Genomic DNA, 24,928 nt, shown 5'->3' on the forward strand with positions numbered 1-24,928 from the left:
TTGCAAGGTGGTAGCGGCGATGATGACTTTACGCTTGTCACACGTGGTCAAATTAGTGGCACAATTGATGGTGGAACGGGTGCAGAAACAAATGGCGATACATTAATTATAACGGCAGCTTCACAAACGGTGAATATTACCGATGCAAGTAATATAGAAGAATATATCGCTTCAGGCGCTGATAGTACTTTTGAGGTGAGCACTGGTGATAACGCGTGGAATATTACTGACAACGGTGATGGTACGGTTGCAGGGGTTAGTTTCACCAATTTTGCTAACTTGCAAGGTGGTAGCGGCGATGATGACTTTACGCTTGTCACACGTGGTCAAATTAGTGGCACAATTGATGGTGGGGATGAAATAACCGAAGATAGCTTAAAGTTGACTGGTAATGATCAGACACTGAATATCTCAACTGATTTTACGTCTATTGAGCATGTCATTGCTACGGGTTTAAACGGTATTATAGCAGCGTTAGGTGGTGTAAATACTTGGACCATTACTGGTGAAAATGATGGAGTTGTAAATGGTATAACGTTTACCGATTTCATTCATATATTAGGTGGCTCTGACATTGATGATGTCACTGTGAGTGTTGGAGGAAGTATTCATACTATTTTCACCAGAGAGGGAGAGGATAAGGTTACCGTTTCATCTATTTCTCCAGGAGCTGTATCTACTATACATTTAGGTGATGACAATGATGTTATTCGCTTGCAGTCACAGAATAGTGTTATAAATATTGATGGTGGCAATGGTGATGAAGATACGCTTTCATTGCAAGATGTTGTAGCGGACACTGGTAATATTATAAATATTGAAATATTTGGTGGTGCCGGAGGTACGTTAAATGCGGGAAATGGGCCTAATGATTGGGTTATTAAATCACTCAACAGCTTTACGCTCAACGGAGTTACATATCTCGACTATTTAGAGCTTGTAGGTGGTACAGACGCAGATACATTTACCATTGACACTGCGGATATTAGTACTGGCGCTGTCGACGAAGAGTGGTTTACTTTTAATGGTAATGGCGGAAATGATACATTATTTGGTTTTGACAAAAATACTAGTTGGAACGTGAATGAAGTAAATGCAGGAACCATCGATAATTTTGCTTTTTTAAACATCGAAAACTTAGTAGGGGGGGCAAAAGTAGATACGTTTACAGTTTCAGCCAGTATTAACAGCATAACCTCAGATGCAGGTGCTGATGTTATTACCGTTAATAGTGGTGCTATTTCAACCATTACTACCGGTCTTGGTAACGATAGTCTAATACTTAATGCAGATGTTACTGATGGTGCTATCACAACGGTTAATTTAGGCGACAATGACGACACTTTAAACATTGCTGATATAGCGAGTGTTACCAATATTATTGAAGCAGGAACTGGCAGTGATACTTTAAACCTAACGGGCAGCGGCAATACCTTAGATTTAGCTGACGTTAACGATTTCAATATTTATACCACTACAAATAACAACAATACTTTACAAGCGACAAATACGGTAAATACCTGGGTAGTTAACGCTGAAAATTCGGGTACTATTAAATTAGGTGCTGATGATACAACGACCTTTAGCGGTTTTAGTGACTTAATTGGTGGTTCTGATAAGGATGACTATACCGTTTCTGCTAATGTTACCAGCATAACTTCAGGTGATGGTGCTGATATTGTTATCGTTAATAGCGGTGCTATTTCAACCATTACTACAGGTCTTGGTAATGATAGTGTAACGATTAATACGAATGTTGCTGATGCTATTACGAGCCTTAATTTAGGCGACAATGACGATACATTGAACATTGCTGATATAGCAAGTGTTAGCAATATTATTGAAGCCGGTTCTGGCAGTGATACTTTAAACCTAACGGGCAGCGGCAATACCTTAGATTTAGCTGACGTTAACGATTTCAATATTTATACCACCACCAATAACAACAATACTTTACAAGCGACAAATACCGTTAATACCTGGGTAGTTAACGCTGAAAATGCGGGTACTATTAAATTAGGTGATGATGATACAACGACCTTTAGCGGTTTTAGAGACTTAGTTGGTGGTTCTGATAAGGATGACTATACCGTTTCTGCTAATGTTACCAGTATAACCTCAGGTGATGGTGCTGATATTATTACCGTTAATAGCGGCGCTATTTCAAGCATTACTACAGGTCTTGGTAACGATAGTGTGACGATTAATACGAATGTTGCTGATGCTATTGCGAGCCTTAATTTAGGCGATAATGACGATACTTTGAACATTGCTGATATAGCAAGTGTTACCAATATTATTGAAGCAGGATCTGGCAGTGATACGTTAAACCTAACGGGCAGCGGCAATACCTTAGATTTAGCTGACGTTAACGATTTCAATAGTTATACCACCACCAATAACAACAATACTTTACAAGCGACAGATACCGTTAATACCTGGGTAGTTAACGCTGAAAATTCGGGTACGATTAAATTAGGTGCTGATGATACAACGACCTTTAGCGGTTTTAGTGACTTAATTGGTGGTTCTGATAAGGATGACTATACCGTTTCTGCTAATATTACCAGCATAACTTCAGGTGATGGTGCTGATATTGTTACCGTTAATAGCGGTGCTATTTCAACCATTACTACAGGTCTTGGTAACGATAGTGTAACAATTAATACAGGTGTTGCTGATGGTGCTATCAACACGGTTAACTTAGGCGACAATGACGACACTTTAAACATTGCTGATATAGCAAGTGTTACTAATATTATTGAAGCAGGATCTGGCAGTGATACGTTAAACCTAACGGGCAGTGGCAATACCTTAGATTTAGCTGACGTTAACGATTTCAATATTTATACCACAACCCGTAACAACAATACTTTACAAGCGACAAATACTGTTAATACCTGGGTAGTTAACGCTGAAAATTCGGGCACTATTAAATTAGGTGATGATGACGCAACTAGCTTTAGCGGTTTTACTGACTTAATTGGTGGTTCTAAGAAAGATACTTTCACTCTTTCAGCCGCTATTAACAGTATTTCAACTGGTGCAGGTAAAGATGACGTTACAGTTAATGATTCAGTAGGTACTGGTGATATTACTTCTATTGATTTAGGCATTGGTGCAGATACGTTGAATATTGCCAACGTTAAAAGTGTCGCCAATGTAATTAATGGTGGTGATGGTAGCGATACGCTTCAATTAACCAGCATAAACGGAACACTTAATCTTGGTGATATCAGTAATTTTGAAACACTTACCACAGTAAATAAAAACACTTTACAAGCAACAAATGAGTTAAACACCTGGGAAGTTACGGCCAAAAACAAAGGCACGGTGCAATTAGGTGATGCTGATGCAATAAGCTTTGATGGCTTTACGGATTTAGTGGGTGGTACATTAAAAGATACTTTCACTATTTCTGCAGCTATTAACAGTATTATCTCAGGTGCGGGTGAAGATTTAATTACTATTGATGACAATGTTGGTACGGGCGAAATTGCTAGTATTGATGCGGGAGCCGATAACGACCGTATTGATGTATATTCAGCAGACAGTGTTAGCAGCTTAATTGTTGGCGGTTCAGGCACCGATACTCTTGGTATTACTAACTCAAACCAAACGCTTACTTTAGATATTCTTGATTCTTCAACGGAAACGCTTGATGGTAATAACTTAAATAATACTCTTGAAGGGCGAGAAACTAACGTTTGGAATATTACAGGTGCAAGCTCTGGTAATGTTCAAGGCGTAGGATTTATTAACTTTGCTACTTTACTCGGTGGCAGTGGCATCGACAACTATGTGTTAGCAACAACAGATACTGGCAACATGTTGTTTAATGGCGCGAGTGGTACAAATACCATTACCGGCAGTAACAATGCAACAACGTGGAATGTGTTAACGGCGAATACGGGTAATGTATCTGGCTTTGGCTTTAATAATATCAATGAGTTAGTGGGCGGTACATTAAAAGATACGTTTACTGTTTCTGCAGCCATTAACAGTATTAGTTCAGGTACAGGTGATGATGAAATAACCGTTAATGATTCAGTGGTTGAAGATGGCATTACTTCGCTTGATTTAGGTGCTGGTGCAGATACGTTGAACATAGCAAGGCTTGAAAGCGTCAACAATATAATTAATGGCGGCGATGGCAGTGATTCTCTAAACTTAACGGGTACTGGTGAAACACTCAACTTAGGCGATATTACTGGATTCGAAGCACTGGCTACAGTCAACCAAAACACATTACAAGCAACAAACGAGATAAATACCTGGGAAATTACTGCCTTAAACAAAGGTACGGTTCAACTAGGCTCTGCTGATGCAATAAGCTTTGATGGCTTTACGGATTTAGTGGGTGGTACATTAAAAGATACCTTCACTGTTTCTGCAGGAGTTAACAGTATTAGCTCAGGTGCGGGTGAAGATTTAATTACTATTGATAACAATGTTGGTACAGGTGAAATTGCTAGTATTGATGCGGGAGCCGATAACGACCGTATTGATGTGTATTCAACAGATAGTGTTACTAGCTTAATTATTGGTGGCTTAGGTACCGATATTCTAGGTATTACCAATTCAGATCAAATTATCACCTTAGATATTGTTGATAACTCAATTGAAACCCTTGACGGTAATAACTTAAATAATACCATCGAAGGTCGAGATAATAATGAATGGCATATTACCGGCGCTCGCTTAGGAACTATTGATGGTGTAAATTTCACTAATTTCTCCACTTTATTAGGTGGTAGCGGTACTGATAACTATGTATTAGCAACAACTGATACTGGCGGTATGTTATTTAATGGCGCAGGTGGTACAAATACCATTACCGGAAGTGATAATGCAACTACATGGAACGTGTTAACGGCGAATGCAGGTAATGTTACAGGTTTTAACTTCGAAAATATCAATGAGTTAGTTGGCGGTAAAGGCGTAGATAAAGTTTTTGTATCTGCTGCAATAGCTACTATTTCTGCTGGTGCTGGTGAAGATGAGATCACCATTAAGGATTCAGTGTCAGTTGGTGGTATCAGCTCACTTGATCTAGGTGCTAACGACGATACTTTACATATTGCCAACGCTAAAAGTGTTAGCAATGTAATAGACGGCGGCGACGGTAACGATACCCTGAGTTTGACAGGAACAGATGAAACAATCAGTCTGGCTGATATCAGCAATTTTGAAACACTGAGCACAATCAATAACAACACGCTGCAAGCAACAAACGAGATAAATACCTGGGAAGTAACGGCCAAAAATAAAGGCACGGTGCAATTAGGTGATGCCGATGCAATAAGCTTTGATGGTTTTACGGATTTAGTAGGCGGTACATTAAAAGATACCTTCACTGTTTCTGCCGCGATTAACAGTATTAGCTCAGGTGCTGGTGACGATTTAATTACTATTGATAAAAATGTAACCGCAGCGGCTATTACGGATATCGACACTGGTAACGGCGCTGATACGTTATACATTGATAATCTAAGCAGCGTAAAAAATACTATTGAAGCGGGAGATGGTGAAGACTCTTTATATTTAACAGGTGATAGCCAGGTATTAACGCTTGCAGATATTAACAACTTTGAAGAAGTTCACGGTTCAAATAACAACAGCATACAAGGTAGAGATGAAGAAAACACTTGGTTAGTAACAACTGATTATAGCGGTAATGTTACTAGTGGTAGCGGTAATGTTAACTTTACTAATTTCAATCATTTAGTTGGCGGTACCGTTACAGACAACTTCACCATTTCTGCAAGTATCAACACAATAAATAGTGGTGCAGGTGAAGATATCATTATTGTTGATAGCAATGTTGCCGTTGATGCCATTAATAGTATTGATGCGGGTACCGATAGCGATAGTATTACATTAGATGATATAAACAGCGTTAGTGGTTTAGTTGATGGTGGTAAAGGTGAAAACAATACATTGACCTTCACCAAAGATGGACAAATCGTTAATTTAGTTTCGGATGTAAATAATGTTAAATCGATCACTGCTGTTGCCGGCACTAATACCTTAATAGCTAATGATGAAGCAAACACTTGGGTAGTAGATAACAAAAATAGTGGACAGCTAACTAATGTGAGTTATAACAACGGACTAGATTTTATCAATTTCAACCAATTAGAAGGCGGTAGTGAAATTGATACCTTTAGGCTTAACACATTAGCTAATGTTACTGGTTATATTAATGGTAATGGCAATAATGACATTCTTGTATTAGAAGCTGCAGAACAACAGGTTATTATAGGTAGTAACGTTAAGAATATTGAAAACATCAATGCATTAACCGATGGTAATAACCATATAACGGCAAGTGATACTGAAAACAGTTGGTTAATTACCGATAGTAACAAAGGCACTATTACTATTAATAATGCGAGTACGGTTAACTTTACCGGCTTTGAAAACTTAACCGGTGGAGCGTTGCGAGATAGCTTTACTTTTAGCTCTATAGATAGTGATATTGATGGTTTGCTAAGTGGTGGTAATGGAACAGATAATTTAGTTTTACAAGCCAATAAAAATTATGTTCTTGAATTAGGTAATGAAGTTAATAGTCATTTAAATATTACTGAAATGGAGAGTGTTATAGCCAATGCAGGTGCTACGAATACGCTTATTGGCAATGATGTTGATACGAATTGGACAATAGATAAAGACCGAGCCGGTAATCTTACTAATGAACTATCAACGGTTACTTTTACTAATATTGATAAGATTTACGGTGGCGATGCAAAAGATACCTTCACACTAACTACAGGTAACAGTGCTAACGGTGTTACCTTAATTGATATGGGCAATGGTAACGATAGCTTCATCGGCGTATCTGGAAAACTTACCAAGCTAATTGCAGGTACAGGCAATGATAACGTTATTTTAACTCAAGCTATTATTGATGATCAGATGGACGGTGGCGATGGTATAGATTCGGTAACTTACACTGAATCAGTATCAGTGACTCTTGGTGATGATATTATTGGTTTTGAAAGTCTTCATTCTGATAAAAATACCGGTGTTATTAACGGTCAAGCTGGTGTTGATTCAACTTGGACAATATCGGCATCTAATAGTGGCTCCGTGATTGATACTGCGACACAAAAACAAGCCTTAGCATTTAGTGGTTTTTCTACTATTAATGGTAGCGATGGTATTGATAGCTTTTCAATTATTGACAACGGCTCATTAACAGATGTTATTAATGGTAATGATGGTGCTGATACATTAAATATCGACCTTGGTGAAAATCGTAATACGGTGAATACTTCGGTCAGATTTAATGGCGGTCAGGGTAATGATATTGTTTCTATAAACGGAGTTTCCGTACAATATAGTGAAGAGTATAACGCTAACGTTGAATACAATAACGAGCAATTTGATCAACTAAGCTATAACCGTAATGATGCAGCAAGTGTTGCTATTTATTATCGTGATGTAGCGGTAGTAAATGATGATATTGCTACAACAAGTCTTACATTAAACTCAGCTGTTGCCGATACTTTATCTCTTGAACAAGATCAGTTTAATGTCAATACAGCATCAGTAAATGTATTAATGAACGCTCAAAATAAAGGCGATATTAATATCCAAGCACCAGGGAGTTCTTTGGTATTTACCGACAGTTTAGTTGTTAATGGTAATTTATCAGTGAATGCTGATAAGGTTTCACAACTTCAAGGTACTGTAACATCAGACTTACTTACCTTAAACGATATAAGCTTATTTGGCTCCGCTGAAAAAGCCTTATCCGTAGACGTTGCAAAACTTGATGTTAATGTACTGGCTGGAGACATTTACCTTAACCAACTTAATGATATTAATTTAGGTAAAATGAGCGAAGTCACAGGCAATGTAACGGTTACTTCAGCAACAGGAAATATTACTTCTACTGAAGCAATAACGTCGTCAGGTAACTTTACATTAGTTGCGGCTAAAGCATTAAACTTAACCGAACAACATGCCTTCAGTGGTGTATTAGCGTTAACCGCAGGTACAGATCTAAAATTAGTCAATAATAGTGATACAACGTTAAGTTTCCTTTTAGCAAATTCGGCTGATATTGAGACTATAGGTACTGTTACTTCTACAGGAAATTTCAACGTTGAAAATTCTGAGGGTAATGCCACAGCGACTATAAACTCTACTTCAGGTGGTGTAAGTTTTGAAGGTGTTAGCGCGGTTGATAACCTCATTGTCACGGCTAAAAACGCTGTTAGTATTACTAATTTAACCGCTGAAAACTTAACGGCTACCTCGAATGAAAGTAACATAATTCTTAATCAGTCAAGTCGTGTTACTTCAGCTAATCTTCAAGCAAAAAATGATATTACTGTTGCAGATAGTGCGCTTGTAAGTCTTAGTGCTAGTACAACAGACGGAAGCATCTCGCTCAACGATACGACAATAACTGATACAGCATCGTTAATTTCTGGTAATAATATTAACCTTGAAAACGTAACTGTTGATACATTAAACCTGCAAGCCATTAATGATATTAACTTTGCAGCTCTATCAGCTAACTTACTTAACGCAACCAGTACTAATGGTTCAATTTTAAGTACAGGTACTGTAACTGTTGGCCCTGATATTGATAGTACATCGTTAGTACTTGTTGCTAATAATGGCGATGTAAAATTAACTGATGCTAATAATGATTTTGGCAAAATATCGGTAGTTGCAAAAAATGCAGAGATAACAGATGTTAACTCTGTAACTATGGCAGGTACTGAAATTACAGGAGCACTTAATTTAATTGCTAATGGTGACCTTTATGTTGGCGATATAACTGCAGGAGAATCCATTTATCTTGAATCAACAGCAGGAAGTATCCAAAGCCAAAACTCTAATGTAACAGCACCTGAGCTAACGCTTCGAGCTTTATCTGGTATTGGCGGGGGAGAATTTGATGATTTATCCGATTATGGTGGTGTAAATAACTCGGCGATTACGACTAATACAGCATTATTAAGTGCCATTAATAATGGTGAAGAAGGTTTAATTAATATTGTTAATAGTGAAGAAGTTTCTATTACAGATTTGAGAAACAATGGCGATATTGTTTTTACCAATACCGGTGATATAACGTTAAAAGTAACTGATATTGAAGGAGAGGGCACTGAGCAACAAGGTGCTATTGATGCGCATTATAATGGCGACACTAAAGATTTAGCCTACACGGGTAATGTTAAAATATTCGATGACGGTGTTAGTAGTATTTATACCGACAGACCTTTTAACAGCCCTGTAGCTGATATTACCGCAGAGTCATTAGAAGTAAGTACCATTGTATTCTTTGGTACGCAAATTAACCCAATTCAATTAAGGTTAAATGCCAGCTTAGAGTTATTAAACCAAAGCGGGTCGGTTTCTTATATTTATCCAAAACCACTTAACATAAGTACCACAGGTGACTTATCTGATACCAGTAGTTTAGCGGTATTAACCAGTCGTAACCTGTTATCTGTTGAATCTTTAGATGAAGTTGATCCAGCTATTTTCTCTGATATAAAAAATTATAATGTTGATAGCAAGCCGTTATTATTGCCTAGAGATCAGCGTTACGATGATGAAGAGGAAGAAGAAAACTTCTAAATATTAATTGCTAAGTTAAAGACTCTCGTTATGCAAGTAGGGCGTCTAATCAAGGGCTTTAATAGTAATAGTTAAAGCCAGTTGTATTGAAAGTATAAATAAATAATAAGGTTACAGTAGTGTCTAACGGAATATTGACAAAATGGTTTTTTATTAGCGTATTTTCCATTGTCGGAAGTTTTATTTTAGTGTCAGAAGTGAATGCTGATTTCTTAAAAATGCCAGAAATTGAGCAATTGAGACAAATTAAAGAAAAAACATTGCTTAAAGATATGAACATCCCTGCCGTTCGCGATAGGTTGCCTGATCCACAAGCTGGGCCAAGACTTGCAGTGTCTGAATTTAGAATACAAGGCTTAGTAGAGTTTCCTGAATTAGGTATAACTCATGAAGCTATTAGTCAATTAGTGGAAAACATACGCTTCAACTTAATGGCAGAAGGTAAGCTTTTAAAGTCAGGTTATACCCTTGATGAATTAGGCGAAGTATCAGATATGTTGGTTGATATTGAAGAAGAAACAATTGACCGACATGTAACTTCTCTTGAAGTACAAAAATTAGTTTGGCTGATACGTGCGCAACAAGGTAAACGAGGCGTAACTATCGGGCAAATTGAAGGTGTTGCCAGTAGCATTACACAGTTTTATCGTGAACGAGGTTTTATACTCGCAAAAGCTTATATACCTAAGCAGCAAGTACGTGATGGTATTGTAAAATTAACAGTATTACTTGGAACTTTGGGAGAAGTTTCTATAAAAAATAACAGCATGTATGATTCTAAAGTATTAGAGCAAGTATTTGATGAATTTATTGATAAGCCCGTTACTAGCCAAACTATTGAAGAAAGTCTATTTCTTATTAACAACTTCCCAGGTATTAGTGTTGATGGTTATTTTGAACCAGGAACGCAAGTGGGTGACACGCGTTTAAACGTTAATGTAAGAAGCGAAAGAACGTTTAACTTTTCCACACGTATTGATAATCACGGTACTGTTGATTCTGGTTTGTATCGTTTATTTCTTGATGCCCAAGTAAATAACGTGTTTGGTATTGCAGACTATATTCATTTAAGTCTTTTACAATCGGTATTTCCGTTTGGTACAACATATGGGCAGCTAAGTTACGATAGTAACTTCTTTAGTCCTAGAATTAGAGCCGGTTTTGATATTTCGGAAAACCAATTTGTATCTGATCAATCAACCGCAATAGGCACAACAGAATTAAGTGGTATTGTAAATGTTTATGGCGCGAACTTAAGTTATATTGCTCAGCGTAGTCGTAAAAGAAATAGCAGTTATGAGTTTGGCGTTGAACGTATTAATTCAGATTTACAATATGGAGAAATAGCGGCCTCAACTCGCTTTTTAGATCAGGAACTATTAAATTATTATGTCTCTTATAGCCTTGATTTACTTGATGATGAAAATAAATTGTTACACGATGTTACGTTTACTTATAATAGAGGGCATGTAGAACTTGGTTATAGTCAAGGACAAGAACGTGATTTTAACGTATATTCTATGGAATATTCTTTACTAAGTTTTATAAATATTCCCTTTACTGAAAGCAGTTCAAGACTGATTTTCAAAAACTATTTACAATATTCAGGTACAACCCTTTCAAGTATTTCTAGATATTCATTAACAGGACCAACAAGAATTCGCGGTTTTACTCAAAGTTACTTTACCGGCGATGATGCGGTTTACATTGGCCTAGATTGGATGTTTAATAGCCCCGAAATATTTAACTTTAGCGTTTCAGATGTAGAATTTAATAATGTATTCAAACCCTTTGTGTTTTTAGATTATGGTTTTGGTTACCGTTACGCATTACAAGAAGGTGAGCCTAACGCAACGGCTAACTTGGCGGATATAGGGTTAGGTGTACAAATTAGTCATAACAGTGGTTTAAGTGGAACAGTTCAAGTTGCTTTTCCGGTAATGAGTAATTTAAAAATTATTGGTGAAGAGCCAGAATATGACTCAGCACTACTTAGTTTTAACATTCAGTTTAGCTTTTAATTAATATTTTACAGTATGTTCTTTGCTCAATTCAGCAAGGTTAATAAAAAGATAAATTAAAGTTAATTTTAAGCGAGTTTTTTATTGAATTTTAGGCGTAAATATTTTAGTTTATACACAGTAAATCAGGATGAACACATTAACTCTAATAGTGTTCTTTAACTTTAAAAATGGAAATGGAAAAATATGGCAATATATCTTGAGTTTGAAGGAATCAAAGGCAACGTTACAGCTGAAGGCTTTGAAGATCACGTTTTAGTTGATTCAGTAAGTTTCGGCGTTAGCCGTGGCCTTACAATGATTTCAGGTAAAATGGCGAACCGTGAAGTAGGTAAGCCTAACGTATCAGAAGTATCTTTAACTAAAAAAGCAGATAACTCAGTTTCTGCATTATTTAAAGAAGCGGTATCTGGTTCTTCAGGTAAAAAAGTAACGCTTAAATTTGTACGCACAGGAAGTGATAAAGTTGAAGAGTTTATGCAATACGCTCTACAAGACTGCTTAGTAAGTAGTTATCACATTGCTGCTGACGGCGATGAAGAGCCTACTGAAAACCTAACACTTAGCTTCTCTAAGTGTGAGATCAACTACACTGACTACGATGGTAGTAACAAGTCTGGTAGCCCGCAACGTGCAGGTTATGACTTAACTTCAGCAAAAGCACTTTAGTTTTTGCTCGTAAATACAGCCCTTTGGGGCTGTATTTGTTTACCTCTACATATCAAATTATTCCAAAAGAATAGAATATCTTTTCTTTATAATATTCTCAGGGAAGGGAAATAGTAAATGAGTGAATTTACTCAAGATGGACGTTTTCTATCAATTGTTACCCCGTTAGCAAAAGATGAACTTCTGCTCACTTCGATTAATGGTATCGAAGCCATCTCGTCTCTTTTTCAATTTAGTCTTACCGTAATTTCTCAAAATGTTGAGATTAAACCACAAGACTTAATTAATAAAACAATTACCTTTACTATTCACGGCGCAGAAGAGCGAGTGTTTAATGGTTATGTGAGCCACTTTACTTTTGGCGAAATTAAAAGTAATGGTTTACGAGAATACCAACTTAATGTTGTACCGTGGACATGGTTTCTCAATCAAACTGAAAACCGTCGTATTTTTCAAAATAAAAATACTAAAGATATTGTTAGTCAAGTCTTTGCCGACTTAGGTTATAACGATTTTGATTTTAAAGCCGCGGGTGGTAACCCACGCGAATATTGTGTGCAATACGGTGAAAGTGACTTAACCTTTGTTATGCGCCTATTAGCGGAAGAAGGTTATGCCTGCTTCTTTAATCACGAAAAGAAAAAACACACGCTAGTTATTGTCGATCAAATGAGTGCTTATGCTGAAACTGCACAAAGTAAACTCACGTATTCAAAAGGTAATAGCCCAGATGCTGAAATTAACGCATGGCAACATAACTACGAACTAAAAAAAGGCGAGTGGATAGTTAATGACTATAACTTTAAAGAGCCTAATAAAAACTTAATATCACAAAGTGCCTCAAAAAGTAATTTAGAAAAAAACAGCCAATTTAAACACTATGCCTACCCAAGCCAGTATGATTTTACAATAGGTAAAAAACTTGCTGATGTAAGAATGGACGCTGAAGAGGCTGGCGCTAACACTATTAGTGGCGGCAGTAATTGTAGTACTTTTACTGCGGGTCAGTTTTTTAACTTAGAAAAGCATGAAACTAAATCTGAACAAGGCAAATTTTTACTGTTAAGTGTACATCACCAAGCAAGTGATTCAACGTACTTTACAAGCCAGGGTGGAGACAACCACTACAGTAATTCATTTACTTGTATGCCACTTGAAAACACCTATAGACCGCCAATGGTTTATACACGTCCAGTAATGTATGGGCCACAATCAGCACTTGTTACAGGCCCTAAAGGCGAAGAGATTTATATAGACGAGTTTGGCCGCATAAAAGTACAGTTTATGTGGGATCGCGACGGTAAAAAAGACGAAAATAGCTCGTGTTTTATTCGCGTAATGCAATCTTTTGCTGGTAATGGCTGGGGCTCATCATTCATCCCACGTATCGGCCATGAAGTTATTGTAAGCTTTTTAGATGGTGACCCAGACCGACCAATTGTTACTGGTAGTGTTTATAACGGTAGCAACAAACCACCATTTGCATCTAAAACACAAACTGGTATTAAAACCCGATCAAGTAAAAAAGGCGGTAACGATAATTTTAATGAACTGAGCTTTGAAGATAAAAAAGACAGTGAAAAAGTTTATATTCAAGCTGAGAAAGATTTCGATACACTGGTTAAGAATAATTTAGACACCCACGTAAAAAATAATGAAACCTTAACGGTTGATAATGACCGAGATAAACACGTAAAGAATAATGAAGTTTCCAATATCGATAAAGATCGAACCAAGACCGTTGGTAAAAATCAAAAAGAAAGTATTGGTGATAGCAAAAGTATTAGTGTTGGTAAAAACCATACGGAAAGTGTTGGTGAAAATGTAACCATTGATATAGGTAAAAACTTCGATTTCAGTGTCGGCGGTGATCATTCAGAATCTATATCTAAAAATATGACCATTAATATTGATAAAGATTTACAAGAAACAGTAAGTGGTAAATATACTGAGGCAGTAACAAAAGAGTATGGTTTAAAAGCAAAGTCGATAACTTTACAAGCGGATAAACAAATTACTCTTAAAACAGGCTCTGCTCAAATTGTGATGAAGAGCAATGGTGATATTACCATTAGCGGAAAAAATATTAACGTAAAAGGCTCAGGCAATGTCGTATTAAAAGGAAGTAAGGTTATGTCTAACTAACCCATGATGACTGATAAATTATTAACCAAATTTGAAGAGAATAATGACACCTTGGCTAGCAGCTTCAATATTGCAGCAGGAGAAATTATAATTGGTACGCTTGTTGGGATAGATGATAGTGGGCAAGCGCAGGTTGACTTTCCACAAAACCCTGCATCTACACCATTAATTGCAACTACCACCACAGTAGTCACACAACAACAAGTATCAAGACAAGTTGCGTTGTTATTTAACCAAGGTTATTTAAATAAGCCTATTATTATAGGGCTAATTCATAACCCACTCGACGCTATGCTTGAAAACTTTGATCCTACAGTAACAACTGAAAAAGTTGAGTTAACGGGTGACCTCTCTATGGATAATGTCAGTGTTGACGGAAATAACGTTACTTTTGAAGCAAAAGAACAAATGGTATTTAAGTGTGGTGAATCAAGTATAACATTAACTAAATCAGGTAAAGTTTTGATCCGAGGTAAGTATCTTTTAAATCGCTCTAGCGGTGTTAATAGAATTATGGGTGGATCAGTTCAAGTGAATTGATACACTTAAGGTCATTATTTCATGCTTCAAATCAAAAACACTACACCATTTTCGGCAGATATAGCTTCATTTCCCAATGAACAAGGGATTGATTCAATTTATATTGTTGTAAAATCTACGTTTATCATGGGTCAACAATGGAGCTTAGCAACAGAGCAAACACCTCCACAAAAAGCAGATGAATACTGGGGTGAGCCAGGTAAATCTAGTATTAAAAAGCTTTCTGATTTTCACGTAGGTAAAAATAATACTGATATAATTATGCAAGGTAATGCTTGTGCGATAAATCATCAAGATGTTAATCAACTTGATGTTCACTTAACTGTTGGTCATGTAAATAAAACGGTTAAAGTTTTTGGAGATAGACACTGGGAAAATGGTTTACCTAGCGCTCCTGCTACTTTCCAATCAATGCCATTAGTATATGAACGTGCTTTTGGTGGCGAACATAAAGTTGATGAAACTAAGATACTTGCAGAAGAAAGAAACTTAGTTGGTTGTGGTTTTTCAGGGAAACGCTCAAGAGCTGAAATGGAAGGTGTTTCACTGCCTAATATTGAAAACCCACCTGAACTGATACGCAATATACATGATACTCCTACACCTGCTGGCTTTGCAGCCACTTGCGGATATTGGTCTCCGAGATACCAGTGGGCAGGTACTTACGATGAAGAATGGATATCAACACGTGCTCCCTATTTACCATTAGATTTTGATAAACGTTTTTTAAATGCAGCACACCCGGATTTAATTTATCCAGGCTATTTACAGGGTGGCGAGCCGATATTGATTAAAGGTATGCATGCCAACGGTGATATTAATTTAACGGTACCACATGTAAAAATGGTTTGTAATGTTAACTTGAAGGGAAAAAAAATCCCAATAGACCTACATATTGAAACGTTAACACTAGAGCCTAACCAACAACATTTATCTATGGTGTGGCTTGCATCATTTCAATGTGATAAAAATTTATTAAATATTAATGAAATTGAGTTATCTCTGTCTCGTTAATTTAACCGTATTTTAGTTGGAGTAAAGCATGGCACAATCAACCTTTGCAAATTCTCGTGGCATTGCACATAAAGGCAGTGGTGGTATGAGTATTGCTTTTCCTGATGTGTGTAAAACACAGGTAGGACCGGCAGTTGTTCCTATTCCTTATCCTAATATAGGAATGGCGTCGGACACCGACAAAGGCCCTAAAGCGGTAAAAACTGATAAAAAAATGCCGATGGTCAAAGGCGCTATTTACAAAAAAAGTACAGGTGATGAACCTGGAATTCATAAAGGGCTAATAAGTAGCAAAACCAAAGGTGAATGCGAATTTATGATGTATTCTTTCGATGTAAAGTTTGAAGGAAAAAACGCTTGTAGAATGGGTGATCCTTTGTTCCATAATAAAAAAAATATAATGGGTTAATAGCGTTTTGAACAGAACTAGTAGTACGCTAAAAAAACAAGAAAATGCATATCGAGACATCACTGAACAATTTGTTATTGATGCTTCTTTCTTGTGGTTGTTGCGATCAATTGGTGTTAACCAACCTCACTATTACCTTGATGATCTAGCAAATATTGAAAAACGCATTGATGCCAACCTCGATGGGTTAATGTGTAACTTTCAACAAGCTTGGGACATATGTCTCGAAGAGTTACAATATGAGCAGGCAGGTGAAACTTTTACCGCAGCGATTATTGCCTTTCGTAGTCGTGATATTGATAAAATAAAGTTTATTGTTGAGCATGGCAGTTGTAACGAAGAAACGTTCAAAGGGCTGGTCTCAGCAATGGCATGGTTGCCGAAGAATCTAAATCGCGAATGGATAGATAGATTATTATACAGTAAGTCACTCGAACACAAGTATATCTCAATAGCCTTGTGTAGTGTTTTACGTAAAAATCCAGGTGATATGGTAAAAGAGATACTCACCCGTGAAGACTGTTTATCACACCCTAAACTATTAATACGCACTTTACGTTTAGTGGGTGAACTCAAGCTTTATGCTTGCGCTAACCTCGTTCAAAATCAATTAGGTCATGAATCGCCTGCCGTCATTTTTTGGGCCAATTGGTCATTAATCATGTTAGGGGAACATACACGTGTTTTGGCTCTTTATGATGCCATTAAAGAAGAGTCTCCAATACAATTCCTTGCCTTACAAACAGTATTTAAAATATTACCCGTAGACAAAGCACGTTCTTTGATATCTGAATATTCTACACAACCTGATTTATTACGTACGATGATTCGTTCAATTGGTATTTTGGGAGACCCTCACGCTATACCTTGGTTACTCGAAAGAATGAATAATTTTGAAACCGCAAAGCTTGCGGGAGAATCGTTTACCCTGATAACAGGTATTGATCTTGAACGATTTGAGTTAGTAATTGACGAGCCTGAAATTGACCAACAATTACCAAATGATGATGAAGCAGACCAGAATGTAGCCCTTGATGAAGATGAAAACTTACCGTTTCCTGACGTTAATAAAGTTAACCATACGTGGTTACGTTACCGAGACCGTTATAAAGTCGGTAGTCGGTATATTATGGGAATAGAAGTTAATCAAAATACTCCTGCTGTTGTTACCAAATTGAATAATATACTCAAACAATCGTCGCAACGACAAAGACACAGTATTGCCTTAACATTAACCTTGTTAAATGCACAATCACCTTATATCAATACCAAAGCAAAAGGACAGGTATGAGTCAGTCAGCCAAACTTTATATTGCGGCAACAGGTATGATAACCCCTGTTGGTGGTGACACTCAGATGACGGTAGCTGCAGTTAATGCAGGTATAAATGTTTATGCTGAATCTACTTATGTAAATCGTGAACAATACAAAATGAAATTGGCACAAGTACCTCATGATGCTTTACCACCATTAGACAAGAAAATAGCACAATTGAAACTTAGTGGTCGCGAAAATAAAATGATTGTTATGGCAGCAACAGCATTATCCCAAATTTTTGAGCTATTCGAACCCTCCAAACCTATCCCTATATTTATTGCTGCACCTGAAAGTATTCCGGGTGCGACGACACCCATAAATAACAGCTTCTTACCTAAAATTATGCAACAAAGTGGAATTACGTTTGATACACAAAATAGCGCTGTATTTCCTTATGGGAGAGCTTCAGGGGCAATAGCATTAGCGAAAGCGTTTGAATGTATTCATAGTGCACAAGCTGATTATGCTATTTTACTAGGGGTTGACAGTTACGTTGATGCTAACCTATTGAGCATATTAGATGATGATAAGCGAGTATTAACTGAAGTCTCTACCGATAGCTTCGCACCTGGTGAGGCCGCCACTGCATTATTACTTGTTGGTGAAAATAAAAAAGCAAACTTGCCCAATATTCTCTCCACTATATCACTGCCAAGTGTGGCCAATGAAGAAGGGCATAGATACAGTGAACAGCCATTATTAGGTAATGGTTTAAGTCAAGCGGTGTCGGTAGCAATAAAAAACAGTGGATTAAAAAATATTGAAACGATTTACTCAAGTATGAACGGTGAATCTTTTCATAATAAAGAGTTTGGCGTAATGACGATTAGAAATAGTGCCTGTTTATCACCCGATTTAGAGCATCAACACCCAGCAGACTGTTTTGGTGACATTGGTGCGGCAATTTTTCCTACGTTAATTGCTTTAGCAAGCAGCACTAAAGATAATTCGTCATTAGTGTATGCCAGTTCAGAGCAGGCCGGTCGTGGTGCTGTATGTGTGAAATCTTAAATAAGATAGAAGGGTAATATGGAAATTGGTGAACTGATCGCAGTAGCAAATATTGCGGATGAAAAAGTGAAATGCCCTTTTTGTCCCGATAAAACGCTGGATGACTGTAAAACAAAAAAACAAGATAAGCTTGATTTAAAAGTAGTAAGTAAACCAAGCCAACTTAATTGCACGCCGTTAACACAAAAAGGTGATTTTTCGTATACAACAGCAAGACATCACCTAATTTCGGCAAAGCAATGTTACGCAAAGTTAAGGCGTATTGTACGTATGGGCGCAATTGCCGGTTACGACATTAATGCTCCTAAAAATGGTATTGCCTTACCTACCATTGCAAATAACCTGCGTTTTACTGTAGGAGATAAGTACAAACAAAAGTACGGAAAACTGTCTGCTGATGAGAAAAAAACAGTCGCTTTTTCTGTGATGGAATCAGAAAAAGCACAATGGCATGTTGGTCATCATGCGGTGACCATTGAGATACATGACAACTGGGCAAATGAAGAAGATGGTAAAGCATGGCAGCGTGGTCACTGTATTTCATATGATAATGAAGTGATTAATAAGTTATTAAAGATATTAGGGAAATATAAGCCTGAAGGTTATTGTGATGAAGAAAAGCCGGACGGTTTTATTGAAGATATGGATAACCTTAGTAAACAAATTAAGGATAAGTTGGATAAGTTTAAAACGAAAAAACCAAGTGACAGTAAACCTTTTTTTGTATCTCAATTAGCTGCTGATTATGCTAAAAAAGGTGAATCACCTAAGAAAAAACCGCAATCGAGAGCTAAAGAGTAATAATTAAATCAATAATACTAGGAAGAAAAATGCCTTTTTATATAATGAAACAAGACACTATGATTGAAGGGGTTGCTGCAGTTGACAGTGTGCCAGATAATATCGACTCTTTTGAGTGGGTCCAAGGTAAAAATATGCCGGCTCCAAACGAGGATGAAACACTAATATTAGACCTAGCTCTAGAGAGTGGAGACTTTAGAGGAGACATTATTGATGGATTAATTACTTTATATCATAATGAACTTAAGAAATCTTTAGAAAAACTAGGAGTAGATAATATAAAGTACTTCCCAGTTAGATTAAGAGACCAAAGCACCGGAGAAACAGAAGGTGGTTATTCAATCGCTAACATTATTGGTTTAATTGATTGTGTTGACTTAGAGAAAAGTAAATTAAATTATTGGCCTTCAGGTCGTGGCTTTGATTTTGAGTCAATGGTGATTGATGAATCAAAAACTAATGGCGCAAAAATTTTTCGTTTAGAATCAGATCCATCCAAGGTCATCATTAACGAAGAATTAAAACAATACTTTGATAAAACAGATTCTTTAGTAGGTGTAGAGCTTATCCAAACAGAAGATTACTCTGACTGGTAAATGATAAAGTTGTAATATTATCGTAAGTAAATTAAATCCTAAATAGCTTTGCTGTTTAGGATTTTTTACAAGTTAAAATACAACTAATTTGGGACAGCCATCAATTGTTGAATATATGAAGCCTCTTTACTATGGTTATATAACAACCATGGAGAGGTTTTATTATGACTCAGTCCCGCAGTAAGCAAGTTTCCCTTCAAGATACCAGTTATTATCACTTAATTTCTCGCTGTGTTCGTCGCGCTTATTTGTGTGGTGAAGATGCTTACACTAAACAAAGTTACGAACATCGTCGCCAATGGATGGTTGATCGTATTCGCTTTTTAACGACAGTCTTTTCTATTGACGTTGCTGCTTATGCGGTGATGTCGAATCACTATCACCTTGTCGTTTATGTTGATGAAAATGAAGCTAAATCATGGAGTAATGAAGAAGTATGTCAGCGATGGCAACAGCTTTATTATAATCACCCTCTGGTTGAACGTTTACAGTCAGGGCAATGTAGTTGCAAAGCGGAAATAGATAAAGCACAAACAATTATAGATAAATGGCGAGAACGTCTAACTGACCTATCATGGCTAATGCGTAATTTAAATGAATATATCGCCCGTAAAGCGAACAAAGAAGATAACTGCAAAGGGCGATTTTGGGAAGGCCGTTTTAAATCTCAAGCCTTACTGGATGAAAAGGCGTTACTGGCTTGTATGGCTTATGTCGACCTGAACCCTATTCGGGCTAAAATGGTAGATTCCGTACAAACCGCGCAATACACCTCTATTTTTGAACGCATTCATGACAAAGCAAGTGATATTGATAACAAGGACAAATTACCGTTTAGACCGAAACAATTATTGGGGTTTATTGGTCATGAACACAAAAAAACATCGAAGGGCATATCGTTTTCATTGCTAGATTATTTAACACTTGTTGAAGAAACAGGAAAAGTTATCAGAGCAGATAAACGCGGAAGTATTAATAAAAATGCCTGCGCGCTGTTAACTCATTTAGGTATAGGCAGTAACGATTGGTTAGAGCTTTCTGAGCATTTTGGTGAAAAATATCACCAAGCGGTTGGCTCATTAGCAGAGCTTAATGCCTTTGCTGAGCACACAGGCAAGCACTGGATTGGAGGCCATCGACAGCAAGTGCAAATATTTAACTGAAAATCTTAATAGATTATAGATATCCCCTTAAAGAAACAGCGACACGCTGGCATTCGCGTGTACGAAATTCATTAATTTGTTGTATAACATGTTAGATAAGCTGAATAAATTTATAGAAAAATTCAATATATACGATTGTATAATTTGGCAAAGCTTTTTATGTACGATATTGTCTATTATTAAAAATTTTTGGATGTCCTTTATTTTTGATGATGACAAAGGCCATCAAGGCCCTCATTGTGAAAGTGGATCTTTAACTTATGATGCATCTAAAAATAAGTGGTCAGGCACCCCAGGTTGTGTGCTCTTTGGTGCTACGGGGACATCTTCAGCATCTTCACCATTAGACTATTGTGTAGATTGTACGGACATAGTTAAAAAATTAGATCTTTCATTCTCTTGATTTTATTAATGTGTAAATATAAAAGTGCGGTGATAATTTTACTTAGTTTAGTTTTATGTTCTTGTGCTAATAAACCAATACAAAAAGGAAATGTAATAATGTCAGAATCTCTTTATGAAATCCCAATTAATTGTGATTTTAGTACGATTACTAATGCTAATAATTCGGAAAATGATTGTTCGCCGAAGTTAACAGATTCTTTTTTTAGTACCTATTCGGGGATTTTAATTAATGCACCTAAAGAGGTTCTGTGGCCAAAAGGTGTATCCTTTGCTGATAACCCTGTTGGTCCATGGGGAGAAACAGAGGGGCCTTTAAGACTTATGGTTGCTGGTTTAATTCGCTTACCTTACAAAAGTATGGGGCTAAAAGGGAATTTTTCAGATACGATTTTAGTTATTGCCGTAAACCAAGCCACTGGAGAGTCGTATTCAGGCAGAATGCCACAGCCGGACCTTTTACCGGAGCCTGATTTTATTAATAATTTATCTGAGCGTCCCCGTAGTGAAAAAGATGGTGACGTATTGATATCTGATAATTTCAATTTTGATTTGGTTCATGATTTAGGGATTCCTATTATGGATGCTAGCTACCATGTTTATGCAACCTTAGGTGAATATAAATCTAATACCGTAACTATTAAAACAAGTATGGAAAAATAAATCTTCAATCATAAAGGTAGCAGGTAAGGATAGTGACAAATATTATGAATAATGATGTATCTTTTATGGTTCTTCAGCTGTCACCTATTAAAGGAGAGCAGCAGATACGGATAACAGGTAAGTTTAAGGTTAATTATAAAAGTGATGGTTTAAGTGTTCACGCCGGAGCCGTATTAAAACATATAGCGCTTGTAGTGACGCGAACCGCTAACTATCAATCAGTAAATCCATTTAAAGACGTTGTTGTTTTTGATGATGATGTAATTGCAACTGAGAGTGGCTGCTCAGGCTCATTCAACTTTAACCTATTTGATAAAATAGCCTTCGATGGTAGCGGCGATTATTATATTATGTGTTCGATTGGAACGGTTACATCAAATATTATTCATGTACGTTTTGATGAGTCATCATAAAACTAATTTGGGACAGCCATCAATTGTTAATTGTGAAGTAAATACGCAGTAAAGTTATTTACATCACAGGATGTTTGTTGCGGGCTCTATTTCATATTTCCTTTTATTTTTGACAAGCCTGCATTTTGCGCTGTTCTTCTTTATCTTTAGTTAGTATTTGCTGCAGTAACTCGGTACGCTGTTTTACTGCAATGCCGTAACTCTTATCATCACCCCATACTTCAGACAGAACATGCATTGACTCTTTATCATGATCGGAAAATAATTTACCTGCATGTTGTGAGCTTGCTTTACTATTACCAAGTAACTCCAACGCGGCAATGCCAAGCTCTAATGCGGATTCGAATGTTTCACGTTTAATTGTTTGCACGCCAATACGTAATAATTCATAAGCATGATTACGATCAATCGCTCTGGCTGCAATCTGTAAATTGGGATAATGCTTTTTAGCAAGTAAAGCAATTTCGATAATCTTATCGGGATCATCAATCGCTATTACTAATAGCTGTGCTTCTTTTGCGCCAGAGGCTTCTAGTAAATCTTGTCTTGCTGCATCACCATAGAAAATTTTATTGCCAAATCTTTTTAATAACTCAATTTGGCTAGGGCTATGATCTAAAATAGACAAATGGTAGCCTTGCGAGCTAAGTAAGCGGCCAACAATTTGTCCAAAACGTCCATAGCCAGCAATAATGACACTTTTGGTTGCTTCTATATCTTCCGGTTTATCAAATTCAGGAGCATTGTTATGTTCATTAGTGAGCGTTTTTTCATAGATAATTAATAAAACAGGTGCCATTAGCATTGAAATAGCCACCACCAATGTTGTAATTTTACTTTGTTCAGGCGTTAGTATTTGCAATGAAGAGGTAAGTGATAAAAGGACAAAAGCAAACTCACCACCTTGTGCTAAAGCAAGGGTAAATAATAGTTTCTGTTTTTTTGCCATCTTAAATAAATTAGCTAATAAAAATAATACCGCGGCTTTAATGATAATTAGTGATATCACTAGCAGTGTGACTAAACCTAATTCGTCAAATAGTAACGGAAAGTCAATTGATGCACCTACGGTAATAAAGAATAAACCCAGCAATAACCCTTTAAAGGGTTCTATATCTACTTCTAATTCATGTCTAAATTCACTTTCGGCTAAAACAACACCGGCTAAAAAGGTACCAAGGGCAGGCGATAAGCCTATTTTGTGCATGATAACGGCAATAACAATGACGAGGAATAAAGCGACTACGGTAAATAGTTCGCGCAAGCGCGTTTCGGCAATATAACGAAACAGGGGCCCTGAAATGTATTTCCCCACAAAAATAATAGCCGCGATAACGCCAATTGATATCGCTGTTTGGGTAAAGATGGGTAGATGATGTATTAAATTCCCTTGCTCAGCTGTTGCTTGTTTAGCATCACTCAAAGCTAATAAGGGCACTAAAGCTAAAATAGGGATGACGGCAATATCTTGAAAAAGTAATACCGAAAATGCGTTTTGTCCTGCTTCTTGTTTAGTCCAGCCTTTCTCGTTGAGTGTTTGTAAAACAATAGCGGTTGACGACAGAGCCAGCATTAAGCCAATAGCTAGCGATGTTTGCCATGTTAAAGCAAGAATAGTGTAACAGGCGGCGCTTATAGCTATGGTTGTTAAAATAACTTGCAAACCACCTAAACCAACAATGGAATGTCTTAGTTTCCATAACCGCGAAGGTTGTAATTCAAGGCCGACTAAAAATAACATCATCACCACGCCAAATTCGGCAAAGTGCATAACGTCAGTTTGGTCGCCTACTAAACCGAGTAAAAAAGGACCAATGAGAATGCCCGCGAGTAAATAACCTAACACTGAGCCTAAGCCAATACGCTTAGCGATAGGTACAGCAATAATTGCCGCAGCAAGATATATCACAGCCATTTCTAACATCGTTTACTCCTGAGAATTCAAAACTATCTAAAAATATTTAATAATAACAGGTAACTGATGTAATGCGCGGATGATTTTTAAGGTTAATATAATATCGAGAATGACAGCTTGATGTTTGAAGTTTATCAATGTGTGTATATCAAATATATTTTATGTTTGACGAGGTAATAAAAAGCCGACCATGAATAGGTCGGCTTGTAGATTGTACAGTTAACTAATGTAAATTAACTCAAC

General features: G+C 36.9%; 16 protein-coding genes. 15 read left to right on the forward strand and 1 reads right to left on the reverse strand.

Annotated features, from left to right (window positions below):
• Nucleotides 1-129: 129 nt before the first annotated feature.
• From CWS31_RS17600 to CWS31_RS15430, 15 genes are all read left to right on the forward strand, one after another.
• Nucleotides 130-9,606, forward strand: a complete 9,477-nt coding sequence (locus CWS31_RS17600; protein WP_211355848.1) for a beta strand repeat-containing protein — start codon at nt 130-132, stop codon at nt 9,604-9,606.
• Nucleotides 9,607-9,725: 119 nt separating this feature from the next.
• A complete protein-coding gene (locus CWS31_RS15365; RefSeq protein WP_148747775.1) occupies nt 9,726-11,627 on the forward strand; it encodes a ShlB/FhaC/HecB family hemolysin secretion/activation protein in 1,902 nt (633 codons plus the stop codon).
• 186 nt (nt 11,628-11,813) lie between these two features.
• The gene (locus CWS31_RS15370) at nt 11,814-12,296 is read left to right on the forward strand and encodes an Hcp family type VI secretion system effector (protein ID WP_101343999.1); all 483 of its coding nucleotides are present in this window, start codon (nt 11,814-11,816) and stop codon (nt 12,294-12,296) included.
• Nucleotides 12,297-12,413: 117 nt separating this feature from the next.
• A complete protein-coding gene (locus CWS31_RS15375; RefSeq protein ID WP_101343998.1) occupies nt 12,414-14,441 on the forward strand; it encodes a type VI secretion system Vgr family protein in 2,028 nt (675 codons plus the stop codon).
• A gap of 3 nt (nt 14,442-14,444) precedes the next feature.
• The gene (locus tag CWS31_RS15380; RefSeq protein WP_148747776.1) at nt 14,445-14,981 is read left to right on the forward strand and encodes a DUF6484 domain-containing protein; all 537 of its coding nucleotides are present in this window, start codon (nt 14,445-14,447) and stop codon (nt 14,979-14,981) included.
• Between the two features lie 21 nt (nt 14,982-15,002).
• Nucleotides 15,003-15,995 (forward strand): DUF2169 family type VI secretion system accessory protein, encoded by a 993-nt coding sequence (locus CWS31_RS15385; RefSeq protein ID WP_101343996.1) that lies wholly within the window; start codon nt 15,003-15,005, stop codon nt 15,993-15,995.
• Nucleotides 15,996-16,023: 28 nt separating this feature from the next.
• A complete protein-coding gene (locus CWS31_RS15390) occupies nt 16,024-16,404 on the forward strand; it encodes a DUF4150 domain-containing protein (protein ID WP_101343995.1) in 381 nt (126 codons plus the stop codon).
• Between the two features lie 7 nt (nt 16,405-16,411).
• A complete protein-coding gene (locus tag CWS31_RS15395) occupies nt 16,412-17,695 on the forward strand; it encodes a TIGR02270 family protein (protein ID WP_101343994.1) in 1,284 nt (427 codons plus the stop codon).
• Nucleotides 17,692-18,732: a hypothetical protein gene (locus tag CWS31_RS15400; protein ID WP_101343993.1), complete on the forward strand. Its 1,041-nt coding sequence runs from the start codon at nt 17,692-17,694 to the stop codon at nt 18,730-18,732. Before CWS31_RS15395 ends, CWS31_RS15400 begins: the two co-directional genes overlap by 4 nt.
• An 18-nt stretch (nt 18,733-18,750) precedes the next feature.
• Nucleotides 18,751-19,533, forward strand: a complete 783-nt coding sequence (locus CWS31_RS15405; RefSeq protein WP_101343992.1) for an AHH domain-containing protein — start codon at nt 18,751-18,753, stop codon at nt 19,531-19,533.
• A gap of 29 nt (nt 19,534-19,562) precedes the next feature.
• Nucleotides 19,563-20,129 (forward strand): imm11 family protein, encoded by a 567-nt coding sequence (locus CWS31_RS15410; RefSeq protein ID WP_101343991.1) that lies wholly within the window; start codon nt 19,563-19,565, stop codon nt 20,127-20,129.
• A gap of 164 nt (nt 20,130-20,293) precedes the next feature.
• Nucleotides 20,294-21,292 (forward strand): transposase, encoded by a 999-nt coding sequence (locus CWS31_RS15415; protein WP_101343990.1) that lies wholly within the window; start codon nt 20,294-20,296, stop codon nt 21,290-21,292.
• Nucleotides 21,293-21,485: 193 nt separating this feature from the next.
• Entirely contained in the window at nt 21,486-21,695 is a 210-nt protein-coding gene (locus CWS31_RS15420) for a hypothetical protein (protein WP_148747777.1), read from the forward strand.
• 98 nt (nt 21,696-21,793) lie between these two features.
• Nucleotides 21,794-22,357 (forward strand): hypothetical protein, encoded by a 564-nt coding sequence (locus CWS31_RS15425; RefSeq protein WP_101343988.1) that lies wholly within the window; start codon nt 21,794-21,796, stop codon nt 22,355-22,357.
• Nucleotides 22,358-22,401: 44 nt separating this feature from the next.
• Nucleotides 22,402-22,770, forward strand: a complete 369-nt coding sequence (locus CWS31_RS15430) for a hypothetical protein (protein WP_101343987.1) — start codon at nt 22,402-22,404, stop codon at nt 22,768-22,770.
• A 103-nt stretch (nt 22,771-22,873) separates the two neighbouring features.
• Here the strand turns inward: CWS31_RS15430 and CWS31_RS15435 are convergent, their stop codons facing one another.
• Nucleotides 22,874-24,694, reverse strand: coding sequence for a monovalent cation:proton antiporter-2 (CPA2) family protein (locus CWS31_RS15435; RefSeq protein ID WP_101343986.1), 1,821 nt, complete (start codon nt 24,692-24,694; stop codon nt 22,874-22,876).
• Nucleotides 24,695-24,928: the final 234 nt, after the last annotated feature.

The organism is Colwellia echini (assembly GCF_002843355.2).
Taxonomy (GTDB): Bacteria; Pseudomonadota; Gammaproteobacteria; order Enterobacterales; family Alteromonadaceae; genus Colwellia; species Colwellia echini.